General features: G+C 65.8%; 25 protein-coding genes. 12 read left to right on the top strand and 13 right to left on the bottom strand.

Annotated features, from left to right (window positions below; genetic code table 11):
* The first annotated feature begins 133 nt into the window (after positions 1–133).
* Positions 134–967, top strand: a complete 834-nt coding sequence (gene coxB, locus VHB27_RS03830) for a cytochrome c oxidase subunit II (protein WP_325597602.1) — start codon at positions 134–136, stop codon at positions 965–967.
* Between the two features lie 57 nt (positions 968–1,024).
* Here the strand turns inward: coxB and VHB27_RS03825 are convergent, their stop codons facing one another.
* Both VHB27_RS03825 and VHB27_RS03820 read right to left on the bottom strand, forming a co-directional pair.
* Positions 1,025–2,047: a site-specific DNA-methyltransferase gene (locus tag VHB27_RS03825; protein WP_325597612.1), complete on the bottom strand. Its 1,023-nt coding sequence runs from the start codon at positions 2,045–2,047 to the stop codon at positions 1,025–1,027.
* Positions 2,048–2,143: 96 nt separating this feature from the next.
* Entirely contained in the window at positions 2,144–2,764 is a 621-nt protein-coding gene (locus VHB27_RS03820) for a ribonuclease HII (protein WP_325597601.1), read from the bottom strand.
* A 107-nt stretch (positions 2,765–2,871) separates the two neighbouring features.
* Here VHB27_RS03820 and VHB27_RS03815 point away from each other — a divergent pair, with 107 nt between their 5' ends.
* Both VHB27_RS03815 and gmk read left to right on the top strand, forming a co-directional pair.
* Positions 2,872–3,759 carry a YicC/YloC family endoribonuclease gene (locus tag VHB27_RS03815; RefSeq protein ID WP_325597600.1) on the top strand — a complete coding sequence of 296 codons (888 nt, stop codon included), beginning with the start codon at positions 2,872–2,874 and terminating at the stop codon, positions 3,757–3,759.
* Positions 3,756–4,385 carry a guanylate kinase gene (gene gmk, locus VHB27_RS03810; RefSeq protein ID WP_325597599.1) on the top strand — a complete coding sequence of 210 codons (630 nt, stop codon included), beginning with the start codon at positions 3,756–3,758 and terminating at the stop codon, positions 4,383–4,385. The genes VHB27_RS03815 and gmk overlap by 4 nt, the downstream gene beginning before the upstream one ends.
* Positions 4,386–4,467: 82 nt before the next feature.
* Here the strand turns inward: gmk and VHB27_RS03805 are convergent, their stop codons facing one another.
* From VHB27_RS03805 to VHB27_RS03780, 6 genes are all read right to left on the bottom strand, one after another.
* Positions 4,468–5,181, bottom strand: a complete 714-nt coding sequence (locus VHB27_RS03805; protein WP_349255667.1) for an ABC transporter ATP-binding protein — start codon at positions 5,179–5,181, stop codon at positions 4,468–4,470.
* Positions 5,165–5,938, bottom strand: coding sequence for an ABC transporter ATP-binding protein (locus tag VHB27_RS03800; protein WP_325597597.1), 774 nt, complete (start codon positions 5,936–5,938; stop codon positions 5,165–5,167). Before VHB27_RS03800 ends, VHB27_RS03805 begins: the two co-directional genes overlap by 17 nt.
* Positions 5,935–6,870: a branched-chain amino acid ABC transporter permease gene (locus VHB27_RS03795; protein ID WP_325597596.1), complete on the bottom strand. Its 936-nt coding sequence runs from the start codon at positions 6,868–6,870 to the stop codon at positions 5,935–5,937. The genes VHB27_RS03800 and VHB27_RS03795 overlap by 4 nt, the downstream gene beginning before the upstream one ends.
* The gene (locus tag VHB27_RS03790; RefSeq protein ID WP_325597595.1) at positions 6,860–7,717 is read right to left on the bottom strand and encodes a branched-chain amino acid ABC transporter permease; all 858 of its coding nucleotides are present in this window, start codon (positions 7,715–7,717) and stop codon (positions 6,860–6,862) included. The genes VHB27_RS03795 and VHB27_RS03790 overlap by 11 nt, the downstream gene beginning before the upstream one ends.
* A gap of 34 nt (positions 7,718–7,751) precedes the next feature.
* The gene (locus tag VHB27_RS03785) at positions 7,752–8,972 is read right to left on the bottom strand and encodes an ABC transporter substrate-binding protein (RefSeq protein WP_325597594.1); all 1,221 of its coding nucleotides are present in this window, start codon (positions 8,970–8,972) and stop codon (positions 7,752–7,754) included.
* A gap of 504 nt (positions 8,973–9,476) precedes the next feature.
* Positions 9,477–10,658 carry a CaiB/BaiF CoA transferase family protein gene (locus VHB27_RS03780; RefSeq protein WP_325597593.1) on the bottom strand — a complete coding sequence of 394 codons (1,182 nt, stop codon included), beginning with the start codon at positions 10,656–10,658 and terminating at the stop codon, positions 9,477–9,479.
* A 291-nt stretch (positions 10,659–10,949) separates the two neighbouring features.
* On the opposite strand from VHB27_RS03780, the gene VHB27_RS03775 reads away from it, so the two are divergent.
* From VHB27_RS03775 to VHB27_RS03755, 5 genes are all read left to right on the top strand, one after another.
* Positions 10,950–11,129, top strand: coding sequence for a hypothetical protein (locus VHB27_RS03775; RefSeq protein WP_325597592.1), 180 nt, complete (start codon positions 10,950–10,952; stop codon positions 11,127–11,129).
* On the top strand, positions 11,126–12,520 hold the full coding sequence (locus VHB27_RS03770) for an amidase (RefSeq protein WP_325597591.1): 1,395 nt from the start codon (positions 11,126–11,128) through the stop codon (positions 12,518–12,520). The genes VHB27_RS03775 and VHB27_RS03770 overlap by 4 nt, the downstream gene beginning before the upstream one ends.
* 3 nt (positions 12,521–12,523) lie before the next feature.
* Positions 12,524–13,414, top strand: coding sequence for an alpha/beta fold hydrolase (locus tag VHB27_RS03765; RefSeq protein WP_325597590.1), 891 nt, complete (start codon positions 12,524–12,526; stop codon positions 13,412–13,414).
* A gap of 177 nt (positions 13,415–13,591) precedes the next feature.
* Positions 13,592–15,445 carry an ATP-binding protein gene (locus tag VHB27_RS03760; RefSeq protein WP_325597589.1) on the top strand — a complete coding sequence of 618 codons (1,854 nt, stop codon included), beginning with the start codon at positions 13,592–13,594 and terminating at the stop codon, positions 15,443–15,445.
* Positions 15,442–16,362, top strand: a complete 921-nt coding sequence (locus VHB27_RS03755; protein ID WP_325597588.1) for a ribokinase — start codon at positions 15,442–15,444, stop codon at positions 16,360–16,362. The genes VHB27_RS03760 and VHB27_RS03755 overlap by 4 nt, the downstream gene beginning before the upstream one ends.
* Before the next feature lie 34 nt (positions 16,363–16,396).
* Here VHB27_RS03755 and VHB27_RS03750 read toward each other — a convergent pair whose 3' ends face one another.
* Entirely contained in the window at positions 16,397–17,128 is a 732-nt protein-coding gene (locus VHB27_RS03750; protein WP_325597587.1) for a response regulator, read from the bottom strand.
* Positions 17,129–17,451: 323 nt separating this feature from the next.
* On the opposite strand from VHB27_RS03750, the gene VHB27_RS03745 reads away from it, so the two are divergent.
* From VHB27_RS03745 to VHB27_RS03735, 3 genes are all read left to right on the top strand, one after another.
* Positions 17,452–18,624: a thiolase domain-containing protein gene (locus VHB27_RS03745; RefSeq protein WP_325597586.1), complete on the top strand. Its 1,173-nt coding sequence runs from the start codon at positions 17,452–17,454 to the stop codon at positions 18,622–18,624.
* Positions 18,625–18,629: 5 nt separating this feature from the next.
* Entirely contained in the window at positions 18,630–19,031 is a 402-nt protein-coding gene (locus tag VHB27_RS03740; RefSeq protein ID WP_325597585.1) for a Zn-ribbon domain-containing OB-fold protein, read from the top strand.
* A gap of 103 nt (positions 19,032–19,134) precedes the next feature.
* Positions 19,135–20,361, top strand: a complete 1,227-nt coding sequence (locus VHB27_RS03735) for an ABC transporter substrate-binding protein (protein WP_325597584.1) — start codon at positions 19,135–19,137, stop codon at positions 20,359–20,361.
* Between the two features lie 43 nt (positions 20,362–20,404).
* Here the strand turns inward: VHB27_RS03735 and VHB27_RS03730 are convergent, their stop codons facing one another.
* Complete coding sequence (locus VHB27_RS03730) at positions 20,405–21,619, bottom strand: MFS transporter (protein ID WP_325597583.1); 1,215 nt, start codon at positions 21,617–21,619, stop codon at positions 20,405–20,407.
* 70 nt (positions 21,620–21,689) lie between these two features.
* Positions 21,690–22,121 carry a hypothetical protein gene (locus tag VHB27_RS03725; RefSeq protein WP_325597582.1) on the bottom strand — a complete coding sequence of 144 codons (432 nt, stop codon included), beginning with the start codon at positions 22,119–22,121 and terminating at the stop codon, positions 21,690–21,692.
* A 406-nt stretch (positions 22,122–22,527) separates the two neighbouring features.
* Here VHB27_RS03725 and VHB27_RS03720 point away from each other — a divergent pair, with 406 nt between their 5' ends.
* On the top strand, positions 22,528–23,757 hold the full coding sequence (locus VHB27_RS03720) for an MFS transporter (RefSeq protein WP_325597581.1): 1,230 nt from the start codon (positions 22,528–22,530) through the stop codon (positions 23,755–23,757).
* On the opposite strand, the gene VHB27_RS03715 is transcribed toward VHB27_RS03720, so the two are convergent.
* Positions 23,729–24,562: a TauD/TfdA dioxygenase family protein gene (locus VHB27_RS03715; protein ID WP_325597580.1), complete on the bottom strand. Its 834-nt coding sequence runs from the start codon at positions 24,560–24,562 to the stop codon at positions 23,729–23,731. The two genes, VHB27_RS03720 and VHB27_RS03715, sit on opposite strands and share 29 nt — an antisense overlap.
* A gap of 314 nt (positions 24,563–24,876) precedes the next feature.
* Entirely contained in the window at positions 24,877–26,577 is a 1,701-nt protein-coding gene (locus VHB27_RS03710) for a dihydroxy-acid dehydratase (RefSeq protein ID WP_325597579.1), read from the bottom strand.
* Positions 26,578–26,752: the final 175 nt, after the last annotated feature.

Here is a 26,752-nt window from a genome sequence, read left to right as displayed (position 1 = left end):
GGACTGGCGGCACGCAAGCCGGCCCGGGTCGGACCGAGCGGGTACCAATCTTGATCTCATGTAAGGGGTTGGTTAGGTAGGACATGTGACGTGGCCGTGATGGCGCGCCTCCGCGGATTGGGATGAACAACTGATGCGATTTCTCCGGTGGCTGATCGCTTCTATCAGCATGGGTTTTTTCAGCCTTTCGGTGGCCTGGGCCGCAGACGTGGTCGGCGCGCCGCGTCCCTGGGAAATGGGCATGCAGCGCTCCTTCAGCCCGATCAAGGACCGGATCATCGACCTGCATGACCTGGTGCTGGCGATCATCACCCTGATCACGCTGCTGGTCGGCGTGCTGCTCGTGATCGTCATGCTGCGCTTCAACGCGCGAAAGAATCCGACCCCCAGCCAGACCACGCACCACACCTTGCTGGAAGTCGTCTGGACCATCGCCCCCGTTCTGGTGCTGGTCATCATCGCGATCCCGTCCTTCCGCCTGGTCTATTACGAAGACCGGACCGCCGACCCGTTCATGACGGTGCAGGTGACGGGACATCAGTGGTACTGGGAATACACTTACCCGAACCAGGGCAACATCGACATCGAGAGCCGCTATGTCACCGATGAAGACCTGAAGCCCGGCCAGCTTCGCCTGCTGGCCGTGGACAACCAGATGGTCATCCCGGCCGGCAAGCGCATCCGCATCCTGACGACCAGTTCCGACGTCATCCACAGCTTCTTCGTCCCGTCCCTGGGCGTGCAGCGCTACGCCATCCCTGGCCGGACCATCGAGCTATGGCTGGAAGCCGACAAGGAAGGCACCTTCTACGGCGAGTGCAACCAGATCTGCGGCGAGAACCACAGCCGCATGCCGATCTCGATCAAGGCCGTGTCGATGCCGGAGTTCGAGGCCTGGGTGAAGCAGCAGCAGAAGGCCGCGTCCGCACAACCGCTGGAACCGCTGCAGAAGGTGGCGTCCAAGTAGACCTTTTCCGGACCGGTCCGTAGGGCGTCCAAGGGAGACCTGGGCGCCCTTTTTCGTTCAGCCGCCCGCCTGCGCCATCGTCCGCAGTTCGTCGATCGCGACCAGCGCGCCATCGCGCTCGAAATGCCAGAACGTCCACCCGTTGCAACTGGGCGCGTGCGTCAGCGCCGCCCCGACCTTGTGGATCGAGCCCCGGATGTCGCCCGCGCTGATCGTGCCGTCCGGCCCGACCATCGCGCTGACCCGACGCTGCCGGTCGAACAGCCAGGTGCCCGGCGTGATCAGGCCTTGCTCCACCAGGTTGCCGAAGGGGATGCGCACCGCTTCCCGCCTGGTCGGCGCCGCGGCGGCCTCGGCGGCGGAATAAAGCCGCGTGCGGATCAGCCGCCCCATGGCCGCCTCGACATAGGCGGGATGGCGCTCGATCCCGATGTAATGACGGCGCAGGCGCTTGGCGACCGCCAGCGTGGTGCCGGTGCCGGCGAACGGGTCCAGCACGATGTCGTCCATGTTGGTACTGGCCAGCAGCACGCGATGCAGCAGCGCCTCGGGCTTCTGCGTGGGGTGCAGCTTCAGCCCGTGCGCATTGCGCAGGCGTTCGGGGCCGGTGCACAGCGGGATGAACCAGTCGCTGCGCATCTGGATGTCGTCGTTCAGCGCCTTCATCGCCTGGTAGTTGAAGCGGTAACGGGATTTCGGTTCGCGCGCCGCCCAGATCAGCGTCTCATGCGCGTTGGTGAAGCGCCGGCCGCGGAAGTTCGGCATGGGATTGGCCTTGCGCCAGATCACGTCGTTCAGGATCCAGAACCCCAGGTCCTGCAGGATCGCGCCCAGGCGGAAGATGTTGTGATACGCCCCGATGACCCAGATCGTGCCGTCCTTGCGCAACAGCCGCCGGCACTCCGTCAGCCAGTCCCGGCAGAACGCGTCATAGGAAGGGAAGTCGGTGAACCGGTCCCACTCCTCATCCACGCCGTCCACGATGCTGTCGTCGGGCCGCCGCAGCTCACCCCGCAACTGCAGGTTATAGGGCGGGTCGGCGAAGATGCAGTCGACCGAGGCCGACGGCAGCATGCGCATGATCTGCACGCATTCGCCTCGCAGCACCTGGTCCAGCGGAAGTTCGAGCACGTCGTCCACGGCGGGCCCTAGCGTGCTGAAGCGGCGGACATTGCGTCAACCGCTCGTGGTGAGATCAAGCCGAAGCTGGGCCACGGCGCCGAAGGTCTCGCGATGGTGCCGCGTCGTCCCCAGCCGGACCAGCGCCGCCCGGTGTTCGGTCGTGGCGTAGCCGACATTCGCCTCCCACCCGTATCCCGGGAACCGGCTCGCCAGCCGCGTCATCGCTCGGTCGCGGGTCACCTTGGCGACGATGGAGGCTGCGGCGATCGACAGGCATAGCCCATCGCCCCCGACCACGCAGCGGACCGGACACCCCAGCTTCGGAGGATAATTGCCGTCGACCAGCGCCAGATCGGGGACCACCGCGAATCGGCTGATTGCGCGCTTCATGGCCAGCATGGAGGCGTGAAGGATATTGAGCCGCAGGATCTCGCCCACCGACGCGGCGCCGATGCCGATCTCGGCGCCGGAGACCAGCAGCGCGTCGAACGCGGCCTGACGCTGGGCGGCCGTCAGCTTCTTGGAGTCGTCCAGCCGGTCGGCGAGGTCGGATGCCACCGCGGCTGGCAGGATGACGGCAGCCGCGACGACGGGACCAGCCAACGGACCTCGGCCAGCCTCATCCACTCCGGCGACCCGCCCCCCGGCGGCCAGTTCCATGTCCAGACTGGGCATTCTTGTTCCCGTAGCACCGGATTTCCGAGTCGGGGAAGACCGCCTGCCCGATACCCCTGCGCCGACCGGCGCTTCGCATTCCCCCCATCCGCTGGTAGAAGCCCGGCATGAGCGCCATCGCCTCCATGACCGGATTCGCCCGCACCGAGGGCCAGATCAGCGGAATCGCCTGGGCGTGGGAACTGCGCAGCGTCAACGGCCGAACCCTGGAGCTGCGCTTCCGCCTGCCCTCCGGCTGGGACAGCGTCGAAACCGCCTTGCGCGACATCGCCGCCAAGTCCCTGAAACGCGGCAACGTCACCGCCAACCTGTCGGTCAAGCGCCAGAGCGAGAGCCGGCTGGAACTCGATCCCTTGGCGCTGGAGCAGGTGCTGAAGATCGCCACCGACCTGCATCACCGTATCCCCGGCAGCCACCCGCCTTCGCCCGAGGCGCTGCTGTCCCTGCCCGGCGTGCTGCGCCAGGCTCAGGCCGATCAGCAGGAGGAGCGGGCTGTCGCGGCGGCCGAGGTGCAAGCCGGGTTCACCGCGGCGGTCGCTGACCTGGTGACCGCCCGCCAGGCCGAGGGGGACCGGCTTGCCGCCGTGCTGCGCGGGCAGTTGCAGGAGATCGCCGGCCTCTGCGGCGAAGCGGCCGAGGCCGCCGCCGGGCAGCCGGCCGCGCAGCGGGCGCGGATGCTGGACAACCTTGCCACCCTGCTGCGCGAGCAGCCCAACCTGCCGGAGGAACGGGTGGCGCAGGAAGTCGCGCTGCTCGCCAGCCGATCGGATGTGCGGGAGGAATTGGACCGCCTGCGCTCCCACATCGCCGCCGCGCATGATCTGCTGCAGGAGGCGGTGAACATCGGCCGCAAGCTGGACTTCCTGATCCAGGAATTCAACCGAGAGGCCAATACGCTGTGCAGCAAGTCCGCGACCGGGACGCTGACCGCGATCGGGCTGCGGCTGAAAGCGGCGATCGAGCAACTCCGCGAGCAGGTGCAGAACATCGAATGACCTCCATCGCTCGGCGTGGCGTGTGCCTGGTGCTGTCGGCCCCGTCGGGGGCCGGCAAGACGGCGATCAGCGACGCGCTGCTGAAGAGCGAACCCTTGCTGGAACGGTCCGTCAGCGTGACGACACGCGCGCGGCGGCCGAACGAAATCGATGGCGTGCACTACCATTTCATGACGGAAGACCAGTTCCAGGACGCGCTGCGCAACGATGCGCTTCTGGAATGGGCCAGGGTCTTGCAAGGCACGCACGCCTACGGCTCGCCACGCGCGCCGATCGAGGCGGCGCTGGCGGCCGGGCGGGACGTGGTGTTCGACATCGACTGGCAGGGACACTTGCAGTTGCGTTCGAAACTTCCGGCGGACGTGGTGGGGGTGTTCATCCTGCCGCCGGACCTCGCGACGCTGGACGCGCGGTTGAGAGGCCGAGCGGGGGATTCGCCCGAGGAGATCGCGCGGCGGATGCGGGTGGCGCGGGATGAGATCAGCCATTGGGTGGATTTCGACCACGTGGTGGTGAACGACGACCTGTCGGTGGCGACCGAGTCGGTACGGTCGATCCTGCACGCCGCCCGATCGGTGCGGACGCGGATGGTGGGGCTGCCGGACTATATCCGGAGGTTGGGGTAGCCTTTCCGTCGTGGCGGGGAAGGCGCAAGTACCGCGCTGTCTTCGCGCCTGAAGAAACGACCGCCGACCACGACGGATGTCACTACAAGCCCATATACGCCTTCCGCACGTAGTCGTTCCCCAGCAGCGACTGCGTGTCCCCGCTGGTCACCATCGTCCCCGTCTCCAGCAGGTACCCGCGCGTCGCCAGACGCAGCGCCATGCTGGCGTTCTGCTCCACCAGCAGGACCGCCACGCCGTCGTCGTGGATTTCCCGCAGCGTCTTCGACAGCGTCTGCACCATGATCGGCGACAGCCCCACCGTCGGCTCATCCACCAGCAGCAGCTTGGGCCGTGCCATGAGGCCGCGGGCGAAGGCGAGGATTTGCTGCTCACCGCCGGAAAGGCTGCCGGCGGCCTGGCGCTGGCGCGACTCCAGGATCGGGAACCGCGCCATCATCGCGTCCATGTCGCGCTTCACAGCCTCGGCGTCGCGGCGGCGGAACGCGCCCAGGCCCAGGTTTTCCCGTACCGTCATGCGAGGGAATAGACGTTTCCCTTCCGGAACATGCACCAGGCCGCGCTCCAGCCGCTCACGGGGGGTCAGCGCCTCGATATTCTCGCCGGCGAAACGGATCGTCCCGCCGGCCTGCGGCGTCAGGCCGGAGATCGCGCGCAGGCAGGACGTCTTGCCCGCGCCGTTGGCGCCGATCAGCGTGACCGTCTCGCCCTCGGCCACCTCCAGCGACACGTCGTTCAGCACGCGCGCATGACCATAGGCGACGGCGAGGCCCCGGACCTCAAGAAGCATCTTCATAGACCCCGAGATACGCCTCGATCACCGTCGGGTTCCGGGTGACCTCCTGCGCCGTCCCTTCCGCGATCAACCGGCCGAATTGCAGCACGCTGACCCGGTCGCAGACGCCCATGACGGCCTTCATGTTATGCTCGACCAGGACGATGGTGACGTCCTGCTTGTCGCGCAGGTCCCGCACCAGGGCCATCATCCGGTCCACGTCCGCGTGGTTCAACCCCGCCACGGGCTCATCCAGCAGCAACAGGCGCGGCTTGGGCGCAAGGCCCACCGCGACCTGCAGCAATCGCTGGAACCCGTGCGGCAGGTCGCCGGCCAAGTCCTGGGCGTGATCGGCGAGGCCCACGAAGTCCAGGATGCGCTGCGCCTCCTCTGCCAGCTCTGCGCGCTTGCGGCGTTCGGCGGCAGAACCCAGGAAGCCGCCCAGGGCGCCGAAGCCGGTATGAGAATGCAGCGCCAGCAGCACGTTGCGGAACACGGTGAAGCCGGGGAACAGTTGCGAGTGCTGGAAGGTCCGGACCAGCCCCCGCTTCACCAACCGGTGCATCGGCACGCCGGTGATGTCCGCGCCATCGAACGCGACGCGTCCGGCAGTTGGTTTCAGAACGCCTGAAATCAGGTTGAAGGTCGTGGTCTTCCCGGCCCCGTTCGGTCCGATCAGGCCGTGGATCGCCCGTGGCTCCACGGTCAGGGAGACGTCGTTGACCGCGACCAGGCCGCCAAAGCGGCAGGTCAGGCCGGAAACCTGGAGCAGGCTCATGCCGCTCGCCGCCTGCGAAGGCGCCTGATGGCGCCGGTGATGCCGTCAGGCATGGTCAGCATCGAAACCACCAGGATCATCCCGAAAATCAGCATCTGATACTTCCCGGTCGCTCGGAATAATTCCGGAACGATCGTCAGGACGACGGCGCCCACGACGGGACCGGCCAAGGTGGAAAAGCCGCCGACCACGATGAAGATCAGGATGCTGACGGAATACTGGAAGTCGAAGATCAGCGGACTGATGTAGCCGACGTAGTTGGCATAGAAGCTGCCGGCAAGACCGGCGACGAAGGCCGAGATGATGAAGGCGACCAGCTTGTAGCCCGTGACATTGATGCCGACCGACGAAGCCAGCAGCTCGCTTTCCCGAATGCTCCACAGCACTTCGCCGAACCAGGACCGGCTGATGCGCCAGATCACCCAGCAGGTCAGCACCACCAATACCAGGCCCAGGTAATAGAACGGCACCTTGTCCAGCGGCGTGAACAGCCAGCGCGGCGATGGGGGCGGGATGTCGCGGATGCCGTACCAGCCGCCGAACGGTGTCTGGAAGTATGCGAAGATTCCGCGCACGACCTCCCCGAACGCAAGCGTCACCAGGAAGAAATAGACGCCGCGCACGCGCAGGCTGAGCCGTCCGACCGGGGCCGCGATCGCCGCAGGCAGCACGCCCGCGATCGGCAGCGCGATCCAGAAGGACACACCCAGGTCCTTGGTCAGCAGCGCCGAGGTCATCGCGCCGATGAACATGAAACCTGCCTGGCCGAAGGAGATCAGGTGCGTGATCCCCAGCAGCCACATGCTGGTGGCCAGCATGATGTTCAGGAAGATCAGGATCATCACATGCAGCAGGTAGCTGTCATGCACACCCAGCGGCACGAGGGCCAGGGCCACCAGCAGCGCCGCGATGCCCCAACGATCAGACGTCATAGCCGAACAGTCCACGCGGCCGGACGATCAGGAAGATCATCAGGATGGCGAAGTCGAAGATGAACGCCAGCTCTCCGCCGAAGACGGTGCCGGTCACGCTGTCGGACAGCCCGATCGCCAGGCCGGCGATCACCGTGCCCAGGATGCTGCCCATGCCGCCGATCTGCACGATGATGAAGGACTTCAGCAGCGGGTCGGCCCCCATTTCCGGATCGGCGCCGAACAGGGTCCCCAGCATCGCGCCGCCGACCGCCGCCAGCATCGCGCTGATGACGAAGACGGTGACATAGACGCTTTCCGGATTGATCCCCATCAGCAGCGCCGCCTCCCGATCCTGCTCCACCGCCCGCATCGCTCGGCCGGGCCGGGTGTAGCGCAGGAAGACGGCCAGCGCGATCGCCAGAACGCTGCACAGCACGGCGGCGAAGACGCGCTGCTTGGCGACATAGACGCCGTTCCAGACGAAAACACCAGGGAAGGTCGGCGGGATCGCCACAGGCTCCGGCCCCACCACGGCCCAAGTGGCGGAGCGGATGGCGAAGGACGCGCCGACACCCAGGATGAAGCAGGTCAGGATGTCATAGTTCAAAGGCTTGAACAGCAGCTTCTGGCACAGCACCGCGACGATCGCGCTGAACAGGATCGCCGCGGCCACGCCCACCAGGAACGGCATGCCCCACAGCACCGACACGTAATAAACCGCGAAGGCCGAGAGCATGCACAGTTCCCCGTGCACGAAGTTCACCACGCGCATGATGCCGAACAACAGCGTCACGCCCAGGGCGATCAGCATGTAGATCGATCCCGTCACCAATCCGGTGACGATGATCTGCAAAGCGAAGGTCATGGGCTTGCCGACAGGCCGGGATCACGCACCCAGGTCACACACCCACCGGCCAGTTCACCACATCCAGCGGTGCCGGCTTGCCGTTCTTGATCACCGACATCGGAATGTCGCGCGTCAGGGAGCAGTCCAAGCCGTAGACCGATTTCATACCGAAACGCTCCAGCCCGAACAGGCCATGGTACTGGACCTTCCGCAGCGAATCCGCGACCTTCGTGGTGTCGATGGAACCCGCGTCCTGGATCGCCTGGGCCAGCATGAACGGCCAGTCCCACATCAGATAGGCGAACGACGGCATCGGCGGTCCGTATTTCGCGATCCACCAGTCGTGCAGCTGCTTTTCCGAGTCGTTCTGGGGTTCCGCCAGCGTATCGAACAGGATCGTGCCCTCGGCGGCCTCGGGCGTGGCGATCTGCACGAAGGACTGCGCGTCGGAATAGCCGAGGAGGATCTTGCCTTTGTAGCCAAGCTCCCGCAGCGCCTTGACCGCCAGCCCCTGGTCGCGGCCGATGGTGCCGCCGAAATCGATCAGGTCGGGCTTGTCCTCGGCCAGGCGGGTCGCGACCGGATAGAAGTCCAGCGCGCCGCGCTTGAAGAACTCGTTGGCGCCGCTAGTGAAGCCGTACTTCTTCGCCAGCATGCGGCGGTCGGCCGTTTCGGTGAAACCGGCCTCATCGCTGGGACCGATATTGGCGATCCGCTTGACCTCGGGATACGTGGTCTTGATCCAGGGGTAAACGGCGTACGCGGTTTCGTTGCAAGGCTGCACCCGGAAGCTGAACGGGTATTTCGGATTGGTCAGATGGTCCTTGCCCGACGCGGCCGAAAGCTGGACGCATTTCAGTTCGGTGGTCTTCTCCACCACCGGCACGGAATTGCCGGAGCCCGAGGAAAACAGGTAGCGCACGCCGTCGGACAGCATCTTCTCGACGACGGTGACCGCCTCGGCGGGGACATATTTGTTGTCGTAGTGCTGCACGACCATCGTGTATTTCGTGCCGCCGATCATGATCCCCTTTTCGTTGATCACCTCCAGCGCGTGATTGATCGTCCGCTGCGTGGTGATGCCGGTCGGCGCCGCGGGGCCGGATAGCGGCAGGCTGCTGCCCAGGACGATCGTGTTGTCGGCGGCCCGAGCGGAACGGATGATGAAGGGGGCGGCGCTGACGGCGCCGGCGGCGGCAAGGAAGCCGCGACGCCGCATCGGACGGACGCGCACGTCTGCAGAAGGCGCCTCGGCGCCGATCATGTCTGGCATTGTTTCCGTTTCCCTAACCGTTAGCTTTATTTGATCGTGTTGCAGCGGAGCGTCTGTCACTCACGATCAGGAGTCAAGCGGGCGCCGCCGGCCGTTTTCGCACGGAGTCGGACGCTTCGCGTCCCGTCGGGGAAGACACGGAAACGACGGAGTCGTTGTTTTTCCGTCGCGGGCCACGAACGCCTGTTCGGGCTGGCGACCGATTGCTTTCATGCGCTTCGCGCTTGGTCAATGCACCCCCGTGCCCCTTGGAAACGAGGGTCCCTCAGGTCATGTCCTCAGGCCGACCGGCATTGACCACGACCTGTGATCGAATCCCCGCCATGGCCCAGCTTGGGTACAAACCGGGCCATGGCGGGAGAGAAGATCGGGATCAACGACTCCGTGGTTTCCTTGTTCCGGGTCAGGGGGCAGTCCACGCAAAGCGCTCAACGTCGGCATGAGACCCGGCGAGAGGCAGCCGCTCGAGACCCTGGAAAGATCAGGATGCGGCCGGAACGGCCGTCATCCTTCCTCCCGAGGCAGTCCCAGCAGCGTATGGAACACATACTCGTTGTGCGCCCCGACCGCCGGCCCGGTCCAGCGGACCACGTCCTCCGGCTTCTCTCCGTCCAACCGGATCGTCGGACCGGGATGCAGCGTCGGGCCGATCAGCGGGTCGTCGATCCGCTGCACCGCCTTGCGTGCCAGGAAATGCGGATCGGCCGCGCAATCGGCGATGTCGAACAGGCGGGAGCACGGGACTTCCGCCGCCTCCAGGATCGCTTCGGCGTCCTTCGCCGGCAGCGTCTTCGTCCAGGCGGCAATGACCGCGTCCAGCGCGTCGCGGTTCTGGCAGCGCAGCCCGTTGGTCGCGTAGCGCGGGTCGTCGGCCAGCGCCGGCTGGCCGATCGCCTTCATCATCCGGCCGAAGATCAGGTCCGAGTTCCCGGCGATGCACAGCCAGCGCCCATCGGCGCAGGCATAGGTATTGGTGGGCGAGGCCGTCGCGATGGCCGCACCGGCCGGCTGCCGCACCCGTCCATCCATCGCATATTCCGGCAGCATCCCCTCCATCAGGCTGAACACGCTGTCCACCAGGTTGACGTCGATGACCCGCCCCTTGCCGGTGCCCATGGCGTCCCGCTGCCAGACCGCCGACAGCAGTCCGATCGCCGCGTACAGCCCCGCGAGGTCGTCGCTGATCGAGATGCCGCAGCGCGGCGGCGGCAGTTCGGTCGCGCCGCCCGGATGCGCGGTCAGATGCCGCAAGCCGCCGATCGCCTCGCCGATCGCGCCGAACGCCGGCTTGTCGCGATACGGGCCATCCTGGCCGTAACCGGAAATACGGGCGATCACCAGCCTCGGGTTCACCTCATGCAGGACCTCGGGGCCGATCTTCAGGCGCTCCAACTGCCCGGCCCGCAGGTTCTCGACCAGGACGTCCGCGCGCTCCATCAGCTTCAGCAGCGTTGCGCGGTCCTTTTTCAGGTCCAACTCGACGCTGAGCTTGTTGCGTCCGTGGATGCTGAACCAGACGGAATGACCGTCCTTGGCCGCCCCCCAGCCGCGGAACGGATCGCCGCCGGGGGGTTCGATCTTGATCACCTCGGCGCCGAGATCGGCGAGGATGCGGGTGCAGAACGGCGCAGCGATGTAGTGGCCGATTTCCAGGACCTTCAACCCCTGAAGAGGCGACATCGGCATAAACTACCTCCAGTTGAAAAATATTCTGGCGACACACGAAAAAATCGGCACGAGCACGGCGTTGTTAACCTTTCATAAAGGTTTTTGCGTTACATACGTCTTCGGCGCCCCTGATTTGGGACGCTCTGTTTCCTCCCCCGATTGCCGCGCCAGATGCGCGGCCAACTCAGGCGGTACGACCACACATCCCCCCTTTCGGTCGTACCGCCTTTTTTTCTCCCCCGACAGTCCCTTTTCGGATCGGCAATCCCGCCGCAATATCGCGCCGCACAACAGAGCGGAGCGCATCGCATGGACCCGGTCGTGGTTGCCCTCGCCAAGGCGGCGGGGCTGGAGAAGGCACTCGCCGAGTTTCCCGATGACGTGGCGGTGGCCGCCGCGCAAGCCATGAACAATGCCGGCGTCGTGCACATGCCCTCCGATCCGGCAGCCGAACCCTGGCCGCCGATGCGGGCGGGGCTGGGGCTATGACCGAACCGCACTGGCTGACGGCGGGTGAGATCGCCCAGGCCTTCGCCGCCCGGACGCTCTCGCCGGTCGAGCTGACGAACGCCCTGCTGGCGCGCATCGAAGCGATCGATCCCAAGCTGAATGCTTTCATCCGCATCGACCCCGAAGGCGCCATGGCCGCCGCCATGGCCGCCGAGGCCGAAATGGCCGCCGGGCGCGTGCGCGGGCCGCTGCATGGCGTGCCGGTCGGCGTGAAGGACATCATCGATGTCAGCGGACTGCCGACCACGGCGCATTCCAAGGTGCTGGTCGACAACATCGCCAAATCCGACGCGGTGGTGACCCAGAAGCTGCGCCAGGCCGGCGCGGTGATCCTGGGCAAGCTGTCCACGCATGAGTTCGCGATTGGGGGACCAAGCTTCGACCTGCCGTTCCCGCCGGCGCGCAATCCGTGGAATCCGGACCATCATCCGGGCGGCTCGTCGTCGGGATCGGGCGCCGGCGTCGCCGCCGGGCTGTTCCCGCTGGCGCTGGGCACCGACACCGGCGGATCGGTGCGCAACCCGGCCAGCGCCTGCGGCATCGTCGGACTGAAGGCGACCTATGGCCTGGTGTCCCGCCGCGGCGTATTCCCGCTGTCCTTCACGCTGGACCATGTCGGCCCGCTGACCCGCACCGTCGCCGACAACGCGCTGCTGCTGGAAGCCATCGCCGGCTACGACCCCGAAGACCCCGGCTCCGCCGCCACGCCCGCGCGGCATTTCGGCCGCCTGCTCGACGCCGGCGTGCGGGACCTGCGCATCGGCTTCATCCGCCATTTCCACGAGCGTGACGTGCCCGCCCACCCGGAGGTGGCCGCGGCGCTGGAGGACGTCGCCCGCGTGCTGCAGGCCGAAGGCGCCCAGGTGCATTCCGTCACCCTGCCGACGCTCAATGAGTTCGCCGGGATCAACCGTGTCATCCTTTGCTCCGAGGCCTGGTCGATCCATGCCCCCTGGCTGCGCGAACGGCCTGGCGACTATGGCCAACTCGCCCGGCAGCGCCTGCTGCCTGGCGCGTTCATGACCGCCGGGGACTACGTCGGCGCGCAACGACGCCGCAAGGAGGTGATCGCCGCCGTCGAAGATCTGTTCCAGTCCTATGACGTACTGATGTGCGCGAGCTCCATGGACCCGGCCAGCCGGATCGAGGACGCGGTCGAGACCGGCCGCACCTATTCCCGCCAGGCTCGTACCCCGTTCAACGTCACCGGTCATCCGGCGCTCGCAATGATGTCCGGCCTCGCCAGCACCGGCTTGCCGACCTCGGTCCAGTTCGTCGGCCGGTATTTCGACGAGGCCACGGTGCTGCGCGTCGCCGCCGCCTATGAGCGCGCGACGGGCTGGCACAAGAAAAAGCCCCCGATCGGCTGAGCCATGACGGTCGACCTGCCGGATACCGGACCGACGTCTCGGGTGTTCTTTTCCCAACGGCTGCGGATGCACTACGTCGACTGGGGAAACCCGGAAGCGCCGCCGCTGATCCTGCTGCATGGCGGGCGGGACCACTGTCGCAACTGGGATTGGGTGGCAGCCGATCTGCGGCGGGATTGGCACGTGATCTGCCCCGACCTGCGGGGGCATGGCGATTCCGCCTGGTCGGCATCAGGCCATTACACGATGGCCAACTACATCTATGACCTGGCGCAACTGATCCACCAGCAGGACCTGGCGCCGGTGACGATCGTCGCCCATTCCCTGGGCGGCAACATCGCGCTGCGCTACGCCGGCATCTATCCGGAAAACGTTCGGCGCATCGTCGCCATCGAAGGGTTGGGGCCGGGCCCGCGCCAGAACGCACTGCCGGAAACGCTGACGATGCCGGATCGGATGCGGCGCTGGATCGACCAGACGCGTGCGCTGTCCGGCCGCATGCCGCGACGCTATCCCACGCTGGACGCCGCCTATGCCCGCATGCAGGACGCGAACAAGCATCTCAGCGCGGCGCAGGCACGGCATCTCACCCAGCACGGCGTGAACCAGAACGAGGACGGGACCTATAGCTGGAAGTTCGACCACTATGTCCGCCTCTGGCCGCCTTACGACAGGTCGCGCGAGGCGATCGCGGAACTCTGGGGCGCGATCGCCTGTCCGACGCTGCTGGTCTGGGGCCGCGAAAGCTGGGCGAGCAATCCCGAGACGGACGGACGCGCCGCCTATTTCCGCGACGCGCGGGTACTGGCCGTCGATCGTGCGGGGCACTGGGTGCATCACGACCAGCTTGAACTCTTCCTGCGGGAAACGCGTCGCTTTCTTGGCGTCCGGTAGCGGCCGGAGGGGAAATCTCGTAACGCTTGTATCAATCGACCGAGCGCTTCTGCGGAGGGATGACCCGGCTGCGGAACAGACCTGCAAGCCGATGCAAGATCCGACAAAGCCGTTGCCAACCCAACGGCGGCATGCGAAGTCTGCCGGATATTCCGCCAAGGCAGGCTTCATCGGCCAGTGAACGACACCGCCTCTGAACCAAGCGAGTCGAGTCGGCTGCACTCCTACAAGGGCAACGTACGCCAGCAGGCGGTTCAGATCACCCGGCAAATCATCGGAACAGCGATTTTCCTCGCCGCCTGCATGTGGGGGATCATCGCGTGGTCCCTGTGCTCGGAATACGACCGAGCGCGTGAGCAGGCGCGTACCGAGGAGTCCAACCTGGTCGCAGCGCTGGCAGGGGAATTGCGGCAGACCTTCGATTCGGCTCATCGCGCCTTCGTGGTCCTGCAGCAGGAAATCAATACGGTTCCGGCGCAATCCCCTATGTCCGACGCCCTGCGCACGTTCGGGGAGATGGAGCACAAGATCTTCGGCGCCGATCGTACCGTGGCCATCGCCGACGCCGACGGTCACATCGTCTACAACAGCGCGTCCGACGACCTGCTGGGCAACAATGTCGGCGACACCGCCCATTTCCTGAAGCACAGGACGGACCAGGGTCTCGGACTGCTGGTCAACGCGCTGGAGGCCCATGCCCACATCCTGGTCAGTGGCGCGCTGCATGGTCCGGACGGACAGTTCGTCGGGGAAGTGATGCAGGTCTTGCCGGTCACCAGCCTGCTGTCCCCACACCGGGAATTCGACCTCGGGGCACGTGGCGTCGTGGCGATCACCAATACGAAAGGCGTGATCCTGGCCGGCTTCGAGCATGGCGACAGCGACGGGACGACGGGACTGGGCGCGGACCTGAGCGGCGATAAGTTCCCGGACAACCTTCAGCCCGACGTCACGTCGTTCTACACGCGTGACGGCAAGGTCGATCAGGTGGAGCGGATGGTCGCGATCCGCCGGATCGATCAGTACGACCTGGACGTCCTCGTCGCCCTGGCGGTGGATGATGTGCTTCGGTCCACATACAGGCATATCTGGCTGATTTGTTTCCTGGGCGTCGGCGCCAGCGCCTTGATCGGCGGACTGACCACCCTGCTGGTGCGGGAGGTCTGGCACAGCACCCGCAAGGAGATCGAGCTCGCCGCCGACCGGGAACGTCTTCAGCAGGCGCAGGCACAGATCGAGATCGAGCGCAGCCGGCTGGCGGACATGAACCATGAACTGATCGCCAGCAAGGAGCGGGTGGAAGTCGCGAACCGCACCAAATCCCAGTTCCTCGCTCACATGAGCCATGAGCTGCGCACGCCGTTGCATGCCATCATCGGCTTCTCGGAACTGGTCCGCGACCAGGCGCCGAACGGTCCGCGCGACCCGCCGCTGGGCGAGTACGCCAGCGACATCCTGACCTCCGGCCGGCACCTGCTGGACCTGATCAACACGATCCTCGACATCACCAAGATCGAGTCCGGGACGGCGGTGCTGACCGAGAGCACGTTCCCGCTCGCCGACCTGGTCCGCAACGCCCTGGTAACGATACGCGCGCAGGCCGATCTGCGGCATATCTCGATCGACGTGCGCCTGCCGGAAACGCCGATCCGGCTGCACGCCGATCGCACCCGGATGCTGCAGGTGCTGATCAACCTGCTGTCGAACGCGGTGAAGTTCACGCAGGAGGACGGGCAGATCGTGGTGTCGGCGATCATGAACCCGGGCGGCGACGTGGTCCTGTCGGTGATCGACAGCGGCATCGGCATGACCGAGACCGAGATCCAGATCGCGCTGGAGCCGTTCGGCCAGGTCGACAGCGCGTTGTCGCGCTCCTATCAGGGCACCGGCCTGGGCCTGCCGCTGGCTGTGCGGCTGATGGAGCTGCATGGCGGGCGGTTGGAGATCACCAGCATCAAGGGCAAGGGGACGGCGGTGCGCGTCACGGTTCCGGCCAAGCGCGTGGCATTGCGGTCCGGATTGGCGGCATGATCACGGTTTTCGGTTCGATCAATCTCGACCTGATCTTCAATGTCCCGGCCATTCCCCGGCCCGGAGAAACGGTGCTGGGGCCCGCGACCCGCATCGAACCTGGAGGAAAGGGCGCCAACCAGGCCGTCGCCGCCGCGCGGGACGGCGCGAGCGTGGCGATGGCCGGGGCGATCGGACGGGACACGCTGGGCGAGCAGGCGGTCGGCCTGATGCGGGCCGGCGGCGTCGATCTGTCCCGCGTCGTCCGGACCGACGCCAGTACCGGCTGCGCGTCCATCGTCGTCGATGCATCCGGCGCCAATGCCATCGCCGTCGGTTCCGGCGCGAACCTGCTCGCTCGGGCTGGCCAGGTCGAAGATGCGCTGCTGTCGGGCACCCTGGTCCTGCAGATGGAAGTGCCGGCCCAGGAGACCGCATCGCTGATCCGCCGTGCCAGGGTGGTCCAGAGGGAGGCCGTCCAGAGAGGGGAGGCCAAAGGGCGCGTGGTGCTGAACTTGGCGCCGGCGGCGCCGCTGCCGGAAGATGCGCTGCGGGCCGTTGATATTTTGGTTGTCAACGAAACCGAAGGTGCGTGGCTTGCCGCGCATCTCGGCTGCGCCGCGGGTGCGGCGGGTTTGCGGGACCGTCTGGACGGCGTGGCGGTGGTGCTGACGCTGGGCGAGGCCGGCGCCGAGATCGCAATGCCGGGCGACGCATGGCATCAGCCCGCCGCGTCCGTGACGGCGGTGGACACCACGGCGGCGGGCGACTGTTTCGTGGGCGTGATAGCCAGCCGGTTGGACGCGGGCGCCGACCTGCGGACGGCGGTCGCCGTCGCGACCTTCGCGGCAGCTTTGTGCTGCACCCGGCGCGGCAGTCAAGGCAGCCTGCCGATCCGAACGGAAACCGACGCGTTCGTCGCGGGGGCTGGACCATGACGGAGGCGGCGTTTCCGCCCACTCCGATCCTGCTCTAGCCCTCGGAGAGGGTGGTCACCTGCGGCGTGAAGAAATAGCCGCCGTAGCGGACGGTCTTGATGAAGACCGGATCCTTCAGGTTCGTCTCGATCTTGCGCCGCAGCCGGCTGATCTGCACGTCGATGCTGCGGTCGAACACCGCCGCCGCCCGGCCGTGCAGCAGGTCCAGCAGGTCGTCGCGCGACAGCACTTTCCGCGGGTTCTGGCAGAAGATCGCCAGGATGTTGAACTCCCCGCTGGTCAGCGAACGCGGTTGTCCGGAAGGATCGAACAATTGCCGCCGCGCCATGTCCAGCTTCCAGCCTTCGAACGCCAGCGTCTTGGGAACGGGGGCCTGCGACGGGGCCTCGGCCGCGGCGGCGGTGCGGCGCATCACGGCGCGGACGCGGGCCACCAGCTCACGCGGGTTGAACGGCTTCGGCAGGTAGTCGTCCGCCCCCAGCTCCAGCCCTACGATCCGATCGGTCTCCGTCCCGCGGGCGGTGACCATGATGATGGGCACCGACGACTTGCTGCGCACCCGGCGGCAGATGCTGAGACCATCTTCGCCTGGCAGTCCGACATCAAGGATCACGCAATCGATCTTGCTGGTGGAGAGCACGCGATCGAGGTCACGGCCGTTGCGGGCTGGCGTGACCTCGAAGCCGTGTTCGGTCATGTAGCTGACCATCATGCGGCTGATATCTGGATCGTCTTCAACAACGGCAATACGCGAAACTGTGTCCATGGACCACCTTTCGTCGCAATCCATTGCACTTGGTGGCTTTCCCAAACAAGCGCAACATGTCAACGGACATAATTTGATGTCGTTGTATATAGCAAATGGAAATCTTTTGATGATCAATCCTGGAAAATGTCCAATTTTGGACAAAAAGCATGCTGCGCGGCCTTGGCTGCCTCTCCCGTCGAGCATCCCCCTTCCGGATCGCCCGTTGGGCGAGGGGTAGCCCAACAGCTACCGATCAGTATAATCCGCCTGCCCGCGATTGTCGCGCCATCCCGCGCGGCCGCCGCCGGCGTTGATTCGGAACCGTTTCGGGGGAACGACAGATGAGTTTGAGAGGTGCGGCCTATATCGTCGGCGCGTGGGAACATCCCACCCGAAAGGCGCCGGACAAGTCCATCGCTCAGCTCCACGCTGAGTGCGCCAAGGGCGCGCTGGAGGACGCGGGCCTGACCAAGGATGACGTCGACGGGTATTTCTGCGCCGGCGATGCGCCGGGCACGCTGGGCCCGCTGTCGATGCTGGATTACATGAACCTGAAATGCCGCCGGGTGGACAGCACCGATGTCGGCGGCTCCTCTTATCAGGTCGCGGTCGGCCATGCGATGGAGGCGATCGCCTCGGGGCGCTGCAACGTTGCGCTGATCACCCTGGCCGGCCGCCCGCGCAGCGAGGGCCAAGCCACCGGCACCGCGCCGCGCCCCGGCAACCCGGCGGTGCCGGAGATGCAGTTCGAGTTCCCCTATGGTCCCGCGACGGCCAACCTGTACGCCATGTGCGCCCAGCGCCACATGTACGAGTACGGGACCACGAGCGAGCAGCTTGCCTGGATCAAGGTCGCCGCGTCGCACCACGCGCAGCACAACCCGAACGCGATGCTGCGCGACGTGGTGACGGTCGAAGACGTGGTGAACTCGCCCATGGTCTCCACCCCGTTGCACCGGCTGGACTGCTGCGTCATCTCCGACGGCGGCGGCGCGCTGGTGCTGACGAAGCCGGAGATCGCGCGCAGCCTGAAGCGCCCGAAGGTGAAGGTGATCGGCGTCGGCGAAAGCCCCAAGCACCAGATGGCCGGCGACGTCGACTTGACCTATACCGCCGCGCGCTGGTCCGGCCCGCCGGCGTGGGAGATGGCGGGCATCAAGCCGTCCGACATCAAATACGCCTCGATCTACGACAGCTTCACCATCACCGTGCTGATGCAGTTGGAAGACCTGGGGTTCTGCAAGAAGGGCGAGGGCGGGAAGTTCGTCGCCGACGGCAACCTGATCGCCGGCGTCGGCAAGCTGCCGTTCAACACCGATGGCGGGGGGCTGTGCTCCAACCACCCGGCCAACCGCGGCGGCATCACCAAGATCATCGAGGCGGTGCGCCAGTTGCGCGGAGAGGCGCATCCGGCGCTGCAGGTGAAGAACTGCGACCTGGCGATCGCCCACGGCACCGGCGGCGCGCTGGGCACGCGGCACTGCGGCAGCACCGTCATCCTGGAACGGGAGTAATCGAGATGGCTTATGTGGCAAGGAAGGTCCCGTTCGTCGGCACGCCGGAGACCAATCCGGAGACGAAACCGTTCTTCGAAGGCGCCAGCGCCGGCAAGCTGATGCTGCGCCGCTGCACGTCCTGCAAAAAGGCACATCACTATCCGCGCGCGCTCTGCCCCTTCTGCTTCGGTGAGTGCGAATGGACCGAGGCGTCGGGCAAGGGCACGATCTACACGTTCAGCGTGATGGAGCGCGCCAATCCGCCCTATGCGATCGGCTATGTCGCGCTGGAGGAAGGACCCAAAGTGCTGACCAACTTCGTCGACTGTGACTTAAAGTCGCTGAAGATCGGCCAGCCGGTGAAAGTCACGTTCGTTCCGAGTGAAACAGAAGGCGTCTCGCTGCCGATGTTCACTCCGGCCTGACCGGAACCACGCGTCATGGCCTGGCGCCGTCCGGGTCATGACGCGATAAGGTTTCAATCAAAATGAATCGGCCAAGAAGGGCCGATCGAGGGAGAAACGACCAATGAATGCAACCCGACGTACCATCCTGGGCGCCGGCGCCGCGGGGCTGATCCTGCCCCGCTATGCCCGAGCGCAAAAGCCAACGATCAAGATTGGGGTGATGAACGATCAGTCCGGGCCGTATCGGGATGACGGCGGTCCGGTCGGCGTCGTGTGCGCCAAGCAGGCACTGATCGATTTCGGTATCTCCGGCAAGGACTGGAACGTCGAGGTCATCTCGGCCGACCATCAGAACAAGCCGGATGTCGGCGTCTCCATCGCGCGGCAATGGCTGGACCAGGAGGGCGTCGATGCGATCGTCGACGTGCCGACTTCCTCGGTCGGGCTGGCGGTGAACACGGTGTGCCGGGAGAAGAACAAGGTCTACCTCAATTCCGGTACCGGCTCCTCGGACCTGACCGGCAAGCAGTGCAGCCCGAACACGGTGCACTGGACCTATGACACTTATATGCTGGGCCGGTCCACCGGCGGGGCGACGGTGGCGGCGGGGGGCGATTCCTGGTTCTTCATCACCGCCGACTATGTCTTCGGCCAGACCCTGCAGCGTGATACCGCCGGCATCATCCAGAAGATGGGCGGCAAGGTACTGGGGTCGGTGGCCTATCCGTTCCCGGAAACAACCGATTTCTCCACCCATCTGCTGCGTGCCCAAGCCTCGGGCGCCAAGGTGCTCGGCCTGGCGATGGCCGGCGCGGACACCGAGAACTGCATCAAGCAGGCGCATGAGTTCGGCCTGAACAAGACCATGACGATCTGCGCGCTGCTGATCCAGGTGCGCGGCGTGCGGGCCCTGGGCCTGGATATCGCCCAAGGCCTGCGCTGGAGCGAATCCTATTACTGGGACCTGAACGATCGTACCCGCGCCTGGAACGACCGGGTGAAAGGCAAGACGCCGAACGGGGTGTGGCCGAACATGACCCAGGCCGGCGACTATGCGGTCACGCTGCACTACCTGAAGGCCGTGCAGGATATGGGCGTGGCCGCCGCCAAGGCGGACGGGCGGGCGGTGGTCGATCGCATGAAGGCCATGCCGACCGACGACGATTGTTTCGGTCCGGGCAAGATCCGCGTCGACGGGCGCGCGCTGCATCCGGTCTATCTGCTGGAGGCGAAGAAGCCGTCGGAAAGCAAGCAGTCCTGGGATGTGGGGAAGGTGGTGGCGGTCACCCCGGCGGACCAGGCCTGGCGTCCGCTGGATGAAGGCGGCTGTCCGCTGGTGAAGTCCTGAGCCGACAGGCGGCCGGTGCGTGAACTGCACCGGCCGCCTGCGATCAGTGTGCGAGCAGCCGCTGCCCGCGCTGCTCCGGGCTGAACCGGATGGCGATGACGATGGCGACTGCGACGCAGCCGGCGACAAGGGCCAGCGCGTAGCCATAGTTCCCGCCATGCGCCAGGGCGATCTTCGCCTGGAACGGTCCGTTATAGGACGCGAGGAAGTTGCCCGCCTGGTATACGAAAGCCGGGATCGTTGCGCGCGCGGCCGGAGGCGAGACCTCGTTCAGATGCGCCGGGATGATGCCCCACGCGCCCTGTACCGCGATCTGCATCACGAAGGCGCCGACTGCCAGCAGGACCGGCGTCGAGGCATAGGCCCAGAGCGGCAGCGCCGGCAGGGCGATCAGCGAGGCGATGGTGATGCCGTTCACCCGCCCGATCTTCTCGGACAGGATCCCGAAGCCCAGGCCGCCCACGATCGCGCCGATATTCGCGATGATGGCGATCCAGCTTACGGTGGCGGGGTCGAAGCCGTGCTGCTTCTGCAGGAAGGTCGGATACAGGTCCTGCGTGCCATGGCTGAACAGATTGAAGCACATCATCAGCACGACCATGTACAGCACGAGGCCTTTATGTTCGGCGATGGTCGCCAGCAGGCTGGGCTTGTCGTGGGTTCGGGCTTCCTCGAAGGCCGGGGATTCGGGCACCGCCTTGCGGATGAACAGCACGACGAAGGCAGGAAGGATGCTCAGCAGGAACAATGCGCGCCAGCCGATGGTGACATCGCCGAAACTGCGGCCATAGAGCAGGCCGTAGACGATCGCCGCCAGCAGGAAGCCAGTGGGATAGCCGCATTGCAGGATGCCCGAGACCAGGCCGCGGGATTGCGGCGGGATCGATTCCATCGCCAGCGAGCTGCCCAGGCCCCACTCCCCGCCCATGGCAATGCCGAACAGGGCGCGCAGGACCAGGAAGACCGTCAGGCTGGGGGCGAACGCGGCCAGTGCGCCGATCACCGAATAGCACAGGATGTCCAGCATCAGGGCCGGCTTGCGTCCCCAGCGATCGCCGATGCGGCCGAAGATGAATGCCCCTACAAACCGCATGGCAAGTGTCAGGAACAATGCATAGGCGACGTCCGGCACGTTGACGCCGAAGTCTTTGGCGATATCCCCAAGCACGAAGGTCAAAAGGAAGAAATCGAACGCATCGAGCATCCAACCGAGATACGTCGCGAGCACGATTCTCTTTTGTACGCCTGTCAACTCCATCTATCGCTCCTGCCGTCGGTTCAAGTGACGACACTAGCAGTATTTTCGAGGATGACAGAGGCGGATCGATCTACGCCGACTGCCGGAACGGGCTGAACGGATTGGGTCCGCCCTTCCGCCATGGGCGGCGTGGCCCGGCCGGCCGCACCGATGGGATCGGAGGAACGAAGGGCGTGAAGACCAGCCTGGTTGCCGTGCGGGCGGCAGGCCGAGGCCGCTGGACCGGCGCGCGAGGTGCGGGTTGAACGACCGTCAGGGGAACGCCTTCCCGATCGCGGCGCAGCGTCACCCATTTGCGGCCGATGGCGACAAGATAGTCCGGGTCCATGTCCAACTGATCCGCGATGGCCGCGCGCGCATGGCGCCAATCGCCGCCTCCGATGAAGAACGCTTCGGCGTGCTGGTAGTCGAGGGAGTCGAAAGCCGCGTTCTCCAGGTCATCTTTCGCCTGCAGGACCACGGCGGCCCACAAGGCGCGGGATGGCGATTGCTTTGCGTTCATGAGCGACCTCCGTATCGGCTGAGGGAGTGATAGCAGATACAACCTGGAGGTGCATAACAAAATCCTCATCGACTACCGAAAGATGTAGTGCAGAGCTTAAACTTTCTCGAATCCGCAATATTCATCCTGGGAATATGATAGCGATATCTACATGAATATCAGGATAAGTCGCACGATATAGATACTTTATCGGATCGGTCATCGTCTGTTCCGGCGGATGGTCCCAATCATCCGCGAAAATTCTATCGCTGGCTTATTTTTCTCCGGCGACCCGGGCGTCTCCATCCGCAGGCTTGTCTTGCCCCGACGACCCAGCCGCGCTTCTATGCCCTCAACGGATCAAACAGTGGGGGGTGACGAGATGCTGGCGTGGCTGAAAGATCTGAATCCGACGGAGCGGCGGACCATGGTCGCGTGTTTTGGCGGCTGGTCGCTCGACGCGCTGGACGTGCAGATCTTCAGCTTCGTCATCCCCTCGCTGCTGAGTCTCTGGGGCATCACCACGGCCGAGGCCGGTGTATTGGCGACTGTCACCCTCGTCGTCTCCTCCTTCGGCGGTTGGCTCGCCGGTGCGATCTCCGATCGGCTCGGGCGGGTGCGGGTGTTGCAGATCACAATCCTCTGGTATGCGCTTTTCACCTTCCTGTGCGGGTTCGCCCAGGACTTCAACCAGCTCTTTGTCCTGAAGGCCCTGCAGGGCCTGGGCTTTGGTGGCGAATGGGCCGCCGGCGCGGTGCTGATGGGTGAGGTGATCCGCGACAAGTATCGCGGCCGCGCCGTTGGCTTCGTGCAAACCGGCTGGTCCGTCGGCTGGGGCGCTGCGGCGCTGCTCTATACGCTGCTGTCGGCCAGCCTGCCGGAGGCGTTGACCTGGAAGGTCATGTTCTGGATCGGCCTGGCGCCCGCCGCGCTGGTGTTCTGGATCCGCCGGTTCGTCGACGAGCCAATGGTCAAGCCGCGCGAGGCCGGGGCTGGCGGGGTATCGCACGTGTTCTCGGTACTGCGGAGCCCTTATTGGTCAACGACATGGCGGGTGTCGATGATGGTGATGGGGGCTCAAGGGTCCAGCTACGCGATCACCACGTTCCTGCCGACCTATCTGAAGACGACCCGCCATCTGACATCGGTCGGCACCGGCAGCTATCTGCTGGTGCTGATCCTGGGCGCGTTCTTCGGGTTCCTCTCGGGTGCCTATCTGTCCGACGCGATCGGACGGAAGTCGACGTTCATGATCTCGGCGATCGGTTCGGTGGTGCTGATGCTGGTGTACCTGTTCGCCCCGCTCAGCAACGACTGGATCCTGCCGGTCGGGTTCCTGCTGGGCTACATCAACCTGATGATGTTCTCCCCGATGGGGCCGTTCATGACGGAGCTGTACCCCACGTCCGTGCGCGGCGTGGGGCAGGGCTTCTGCTACAATGCCGGGCGGGGGATCGGCGCGGTGTTCCCGGCGCTGGTCGGGTTCCTGGCGGCACAATGGGGGCTGGCGGCGGCGATCGCGATCTTCAGCTTCGCCGGCCTGTCGCTGATGATCCTGGCCCTGCTGATGCTGCCGGAAACGAAAGGCCGGTCGCTGGAGAGCCTGGAGCAGCGGCCGGGCGCCGGCGTCAGTTCGGCACGCTCCCCTGCAGCATGACGCGATAGAGGTACCGCGTCTGCGCATGGTCGTAGTCGCCGTTTGCCTTGTGTAACAAGCACCGGTTGTCCCACAGCGTCAGGTCGCCCGGCTTCCACTGGTGGCGATACTGGAACCGCGGCTGCGTCGCGTGTTCCAGCAGATCGTCCAGCAGCGGCAGCGCCTCCTTGTGGTCCATCCCCAGGATGCCCTCGATCCGGATCGGGTTGATGTAGATCGCCTTGCGCCCTGTTTCGGGATGGGTGCGCGTGATCGGGTGCAGCACGGCATTCGGCACCCGTTCCTTGTTCGCCTCCGACAACCCCATGAGTTTCCGAGCGGAATGGGTGCTCTGGTAGACGTGGATGGCGATCAGGGGGGCGATGCGTTCCCGGATTCTCTCGGGCAGCGCATCATACGCTGCCTGCATGTTGGCGAACTGCGTGTCGCCGCCACGATCGGGGAGTTGCACGGCGTGCAGGACGGTGGCCTTCGGGGGCCTGGTGTCGTTGGAATGATCGGTGTGCCAGCCCTCGCCGGGGATGTAGCGGCGACCGTCGGGGAAGAAGTCCTGGTTGGAAATGTAATGGATCTGCGGGCACTCCGGCAGCGCGAACTTCGTGTTGTGCTGATGGAACACCGCACCGAAGAGTTCGACGGCCGCCAGCACCTGCGGCGGTGACAGGTGCTGGTCGCGGATCACCAGGACGCTGTGGTCGGAGAATGCCGTGTTCAGCGCGGCCACGGTTTCTTGCGTCGGCGGCTCCCGCAGGTCGAGGCCGGTGACCTCTACCCCCGTGTGACCGGATAGCGTGCGCATCTGCATGGGCGTTCTCCCGTTTCCTTGCCCGCAGGCTATGCCTGACCGGCCTCCGCGTCACGCTTGGAGGTCCGGCCGCTGCGCCAGCCGGGTGCACGGCTCACCGGCTCGTGGTCGATTCAACGAGCGATGCGTCCCCGTAAGGATCAGGCAACGGCAGCGCGATGCCGCCTTCAGGCATGGCAATGGTTACGATATCGGACAGGATATGGCCGGCTCACCGATCCGCTCGGACATGATGGCTTGCGGATGGTTCCGGGACAGCATGACAGAGCGCTGGATGGACGGCGTGTCGCGATATTCGATGCTTCTCCCGACACCTATCCCTCTGCCCGCATCATCGCCAGGTCGCAGCCTTCGTCCGCCTGCAATACCTGTTCCTGCAACAGCCGGTCCCAACCGCGCTTCGCCTTCGCGGGCGGTTTCCAGGCGGCGCGCCGCTTTTCCAGCGCCGCTGCCGGGACCAGCAGGTCCAGCGAGCGGTCCTTCACCGACAGCCGCACCCGGTCGCCGCTTTCGATCAGCCCCAGCGGGCCGCCGGCGGCGGCTTCCGGGGTGATGTGCAGCACGATCGTGCCGAAGGCGGTGCCGGACATGCGGCAGTCGCTCATGCGCACCATGTCTTTCACGCCGGCGCGCGCGAGCTTCGACGGGATCGGCAGGTATCCCGCCTCCGGCATCCCGGCCGGCGTCAGGGAACCGGCGTTCTTCAGCACCAGGATGTCGTCCTCGTTCACGTCCAGGTCAGGCAGGTCGATCCGGTTCGCCAGGTCTTCCAGCCCGTCGAACACGACGACACGGGCTTCCTTCTCGAACAGGGACGCCGTCGCGGCGCTGCGCTTCAGGATCGCGCCGCGTGGCGCCAGGGACCCGAACAGCGCCACGATCCCGCCCACCGGCGACACCGGTTCGCTCCGTGCCCGGACATACCGCCGATCGACAAAGGCGGGTTCCTTCAGGCGCTCGCCCAGCGACACGCCGGTCACGTCGATCGTGTCCAGGTGCAGCAGGTCCCGCAGTTCCCACAGCAAAGCGGGCATGCCGCCGGCGGCATGGAAATCTTCCATATAGCCTTCGCCGGTCGGCTTCAGGTCCACCAGCACGGGGGTTTCGTCGGACAGCGCGTTCAGCCGGTGCAGGTCGATCTTCACGCCGATCCGCCCGGCCACCGCCGTCAGGTGGATCAGCGCGTTGGTCGATCCGCCCAGCGCCAACAGCACGCGCAGCGCGTTCTCCACCGATTTGGCGGTGATGATCTCGGTCGGCCGGATCGGGTTCTGGATCAGCTTCACCGCCAGGGCGCCGGCTTCCTCGGCGGCGCGCAGCCGGTCGGCATGCACCGCCGGGATCGAGCCGTGACCCAGCGGCACCATGCCGAGCGCCTCGGCGAGGCAGGCCATGGTGGAGGCGGTGCCCATCACGCCGCAGGTGCCGGCGGTGGTGGCCAGCCGACCCTCGATCTCATGGATGCGTTCGTCGGACACGCGGCCGGCGCGGTAAGCGGCCCAGTAGCGGCGGCAATCGGTGCAGGCGGATAGGCGCTCGCCCTGGTACGGGGTGGCCAGCATCGGGCCGGTGACAAGCTGCACCGCCGGCACGTCGGCGGACGCCGCGCCCATCAACTGCGCCGGCACCGTCTTGTCGCATCCGCCGACCAGCACCGCGGCATCCATCGGCTGCGCCTTCAGCATCGCCTCGGTGTCCAGCGCGGCGAGGTTGCGGTAGTGCATGGAGGTCGGGAACAGCGACGGCTCGCACAGCGACACGGTGGGGAAGGGCATCGGCAGGCCGCCGGCGCCCAGGACGCCGCGCTTCACCGCCTCGATCAGCTCCGGCACGGTGCGGTGGCAGTTGTTGTACGCGGAACCGGTGTCGACGATGCCGACGACGGGGCGGTCCAGCATGGCCTGGGAATAGCCCATGGACTTGGCGAAGGACCGGCGCAGATACAGCGCGAAGTCCCGGTCCCCGTAATTGGCGGTGTTGCGGGCGAGGCCCCGTTTCGGTGTTTCCTGTGTCATGGCAGGGATGTTAGAGCGCTTGAAAAATCGCGTCGATGGGTGGTTGCCTCCGTGTTTTTGCCACGACGGAACCGCCCCTTTGGAACATCGCAGTCGACGAGTTCCTGACGCTCGATTGGCCCGGCTGAGCGTAGTCCGTGACAAGACCCCGTTGCTTCCGCTACCACACGCCCGC

The organism is Rhodopila sp., from assembly GCF_035548235.1.
Classification (GTDB): domain Bacteria; phylum Pseudomonadota; class Alphaproteobacteria; order Acetobacterales; family Acetobacteraceae; genus Rhodopila.
Note: the sequence above shows the minus strand (reverse complement) of the source record. Positions and strands in the feature narration are given on the sequence as shown.

Bases quoted from the DNA above. Each gene is read 5' to 3' on its own strand.
- VHB27_RS03725 (WP_325597582.1), bottom strand. From the start codon at position 22,121: ATGAACGCAAAGCAATCGCCATCCCGCGCCTTGTGGGCCGCCGTGGTC.
- VHB27_RS03820 (WP_325597601.1), bottom strand. From the start codon at position 2,764: ATGCCCAGTCTGGACATGGAACTGGCCGCCGGGGGGCGGGTCGCCGGA.
- VHB27_RS03730 (WP_325597583.1), bottom strand. From the start codon at position 21,619: ATGGAGTTGACAGGCGTACAAAAGAGAATCGTGCTCGCGACGTATCTC.
- VHB27_RS03720 (WP_325597581.1), top strand. From the start codon at position 22,528: ATGGTCGCGTGTTTTGGCGGCTGGTCGCTCGACGCGCTGGACGTGCAG.
- VHB27_RS03745 (WP_325597586.1), top strand. From the start codon at position 17,452: ATGAGTTTGAGAGGTGCGGCCTATATCGTCGGCGCGTGGGAACATCCC.
- VHB27_RS03755 (WP_325597588.1), top strand. From the start codon at position 15,442: ATGATCACGGTTTTCGGTTCGATCAATCTCGACCTGATCTTCAATGTC.
- VHB27_RS03800 (WP_325597597.1), bottom strand. From the start codon at position 5,938: ATGAGCCTGCTCCAGGTTTCCGGCCTGACCTGCCGCTTTGGCGGCCTG.
- VHB27_RS03770 (WP_325597591.1), top strand. From the start codon at position 11,126: ATGACCGAACCGCACTGGCTGACGGCGGGTGAGATCGCCCAGGCCTTC.
- VHB27_RS03780 (WP_325597593.1), bottom strand. From the start codon at position 10,658: ATGCCGATGTCGCCTCTTCAGGGGTTGAAGGTCCTGGAAATCGGCCAC.
- VHB27_RS03790 (WP_325597595.1), bottom strand. From the start codon at position 7,717: ATGACCTTCGCTTTGCAGATCATCGTCACCGGATTGGTGACGGGATCG.
- VHB27_RS03785 (WP_325597594.1), bottom strand. From the start codon at position 8,972: ATGCCAGACATGATCGGCGCCGAGGCGCCTTCTGCAGACGTGCGCGTC.
- VHB27_RS03815 (WP_325597600.1), top strand. From the start codon at position 2,872: ATGAGCGCCATCGCCTCCATGACCGGATTCGCCCGCACCGAGGGCCAG.
- gmk (WP_325597599.1), top strand. From the start codon at position 3,756: ATGACCTCCATCGCTCGGCGTGGCGTGTGCCTGGTGCTGTCGGCCCCG.
- VHB27_RS03805 (WP_349255667.1), bottom strand. From the start codon at position 5,181: ATGAAGATGCTTCTTGAGGTCCGGGGCCTCGCCGTCGCCTATGGTCAT.
- coxB (WP_325597602.1), top strand. From the start codon at position 134: ATGCGATTTCTCCGGTGGCTGATCGCTTCTATCAGCATGGGTTTTTTC.
- VHB27_RS03735 (WP_325597584.1), top strand. From the start codon at position 19,135: ATGAATGCAACCCGACGTACCATCCTGGGCGCCGGCGCCGCGGGGCTG.
- VHB27_RS03710 (WP_325597579.1), bottom strand. From the start codon at position 26,577: ATGACACAGGAAACACCGAAACGGGGCCTCGCCCGCAACACCGCCAAT.
- VHB27_RS03750 (WP_325597587.1), bottom strand. From the start codon at position 17,128: ATGGACACAGTTTCGCGTATTGCCGTTGTTGAAGACGATCCAGATATC.
- VHB27_RS03715 (WP_325597580.1), bottom strand. From the start codon at position 24,562: ATGCAGATGCGCACGCTATCCGGTCACACGGGGGTAGAGGTCACCGGC.
- VHB27_RS03795 (WP_325597596.1), bottom strand. From the start codon at position 6,870: ATGACGTCTGATCGTTGGGGCATCGCGGCGCTGCTGGTGGCCCTGGCC.
- VHB27_RS03740 (WP_325597585.1), top strand. From the start codon at position 18,630: ATGGCTTATGTGGCAAGGAAGGTCCCGTTCGTCGGCACGCCGGAGACC.
- VHB27_RS03825 (WP_325597612.1), bottom strand. From the start codon at position 2,047: ATGCGCATGCTGCCGTCGGCCTCGGTCGACTGCATCTTCGCCGACCCG.
- VHB27_RS03765 (WP_325597590.1), top strand. From the start codon at position 12,524: ATGACGGTCGACCTGCCGGATACCGGACCGACGTCTCGGGTGTTCTTT.
- VHB27_RS03775 (WP_325597592.1), top strand. From the start codon at position 10,950: ATGGACCCGGTCGTGGTTGCCCTCGCCAAGGCGGCGGGGCTGGAGAAG.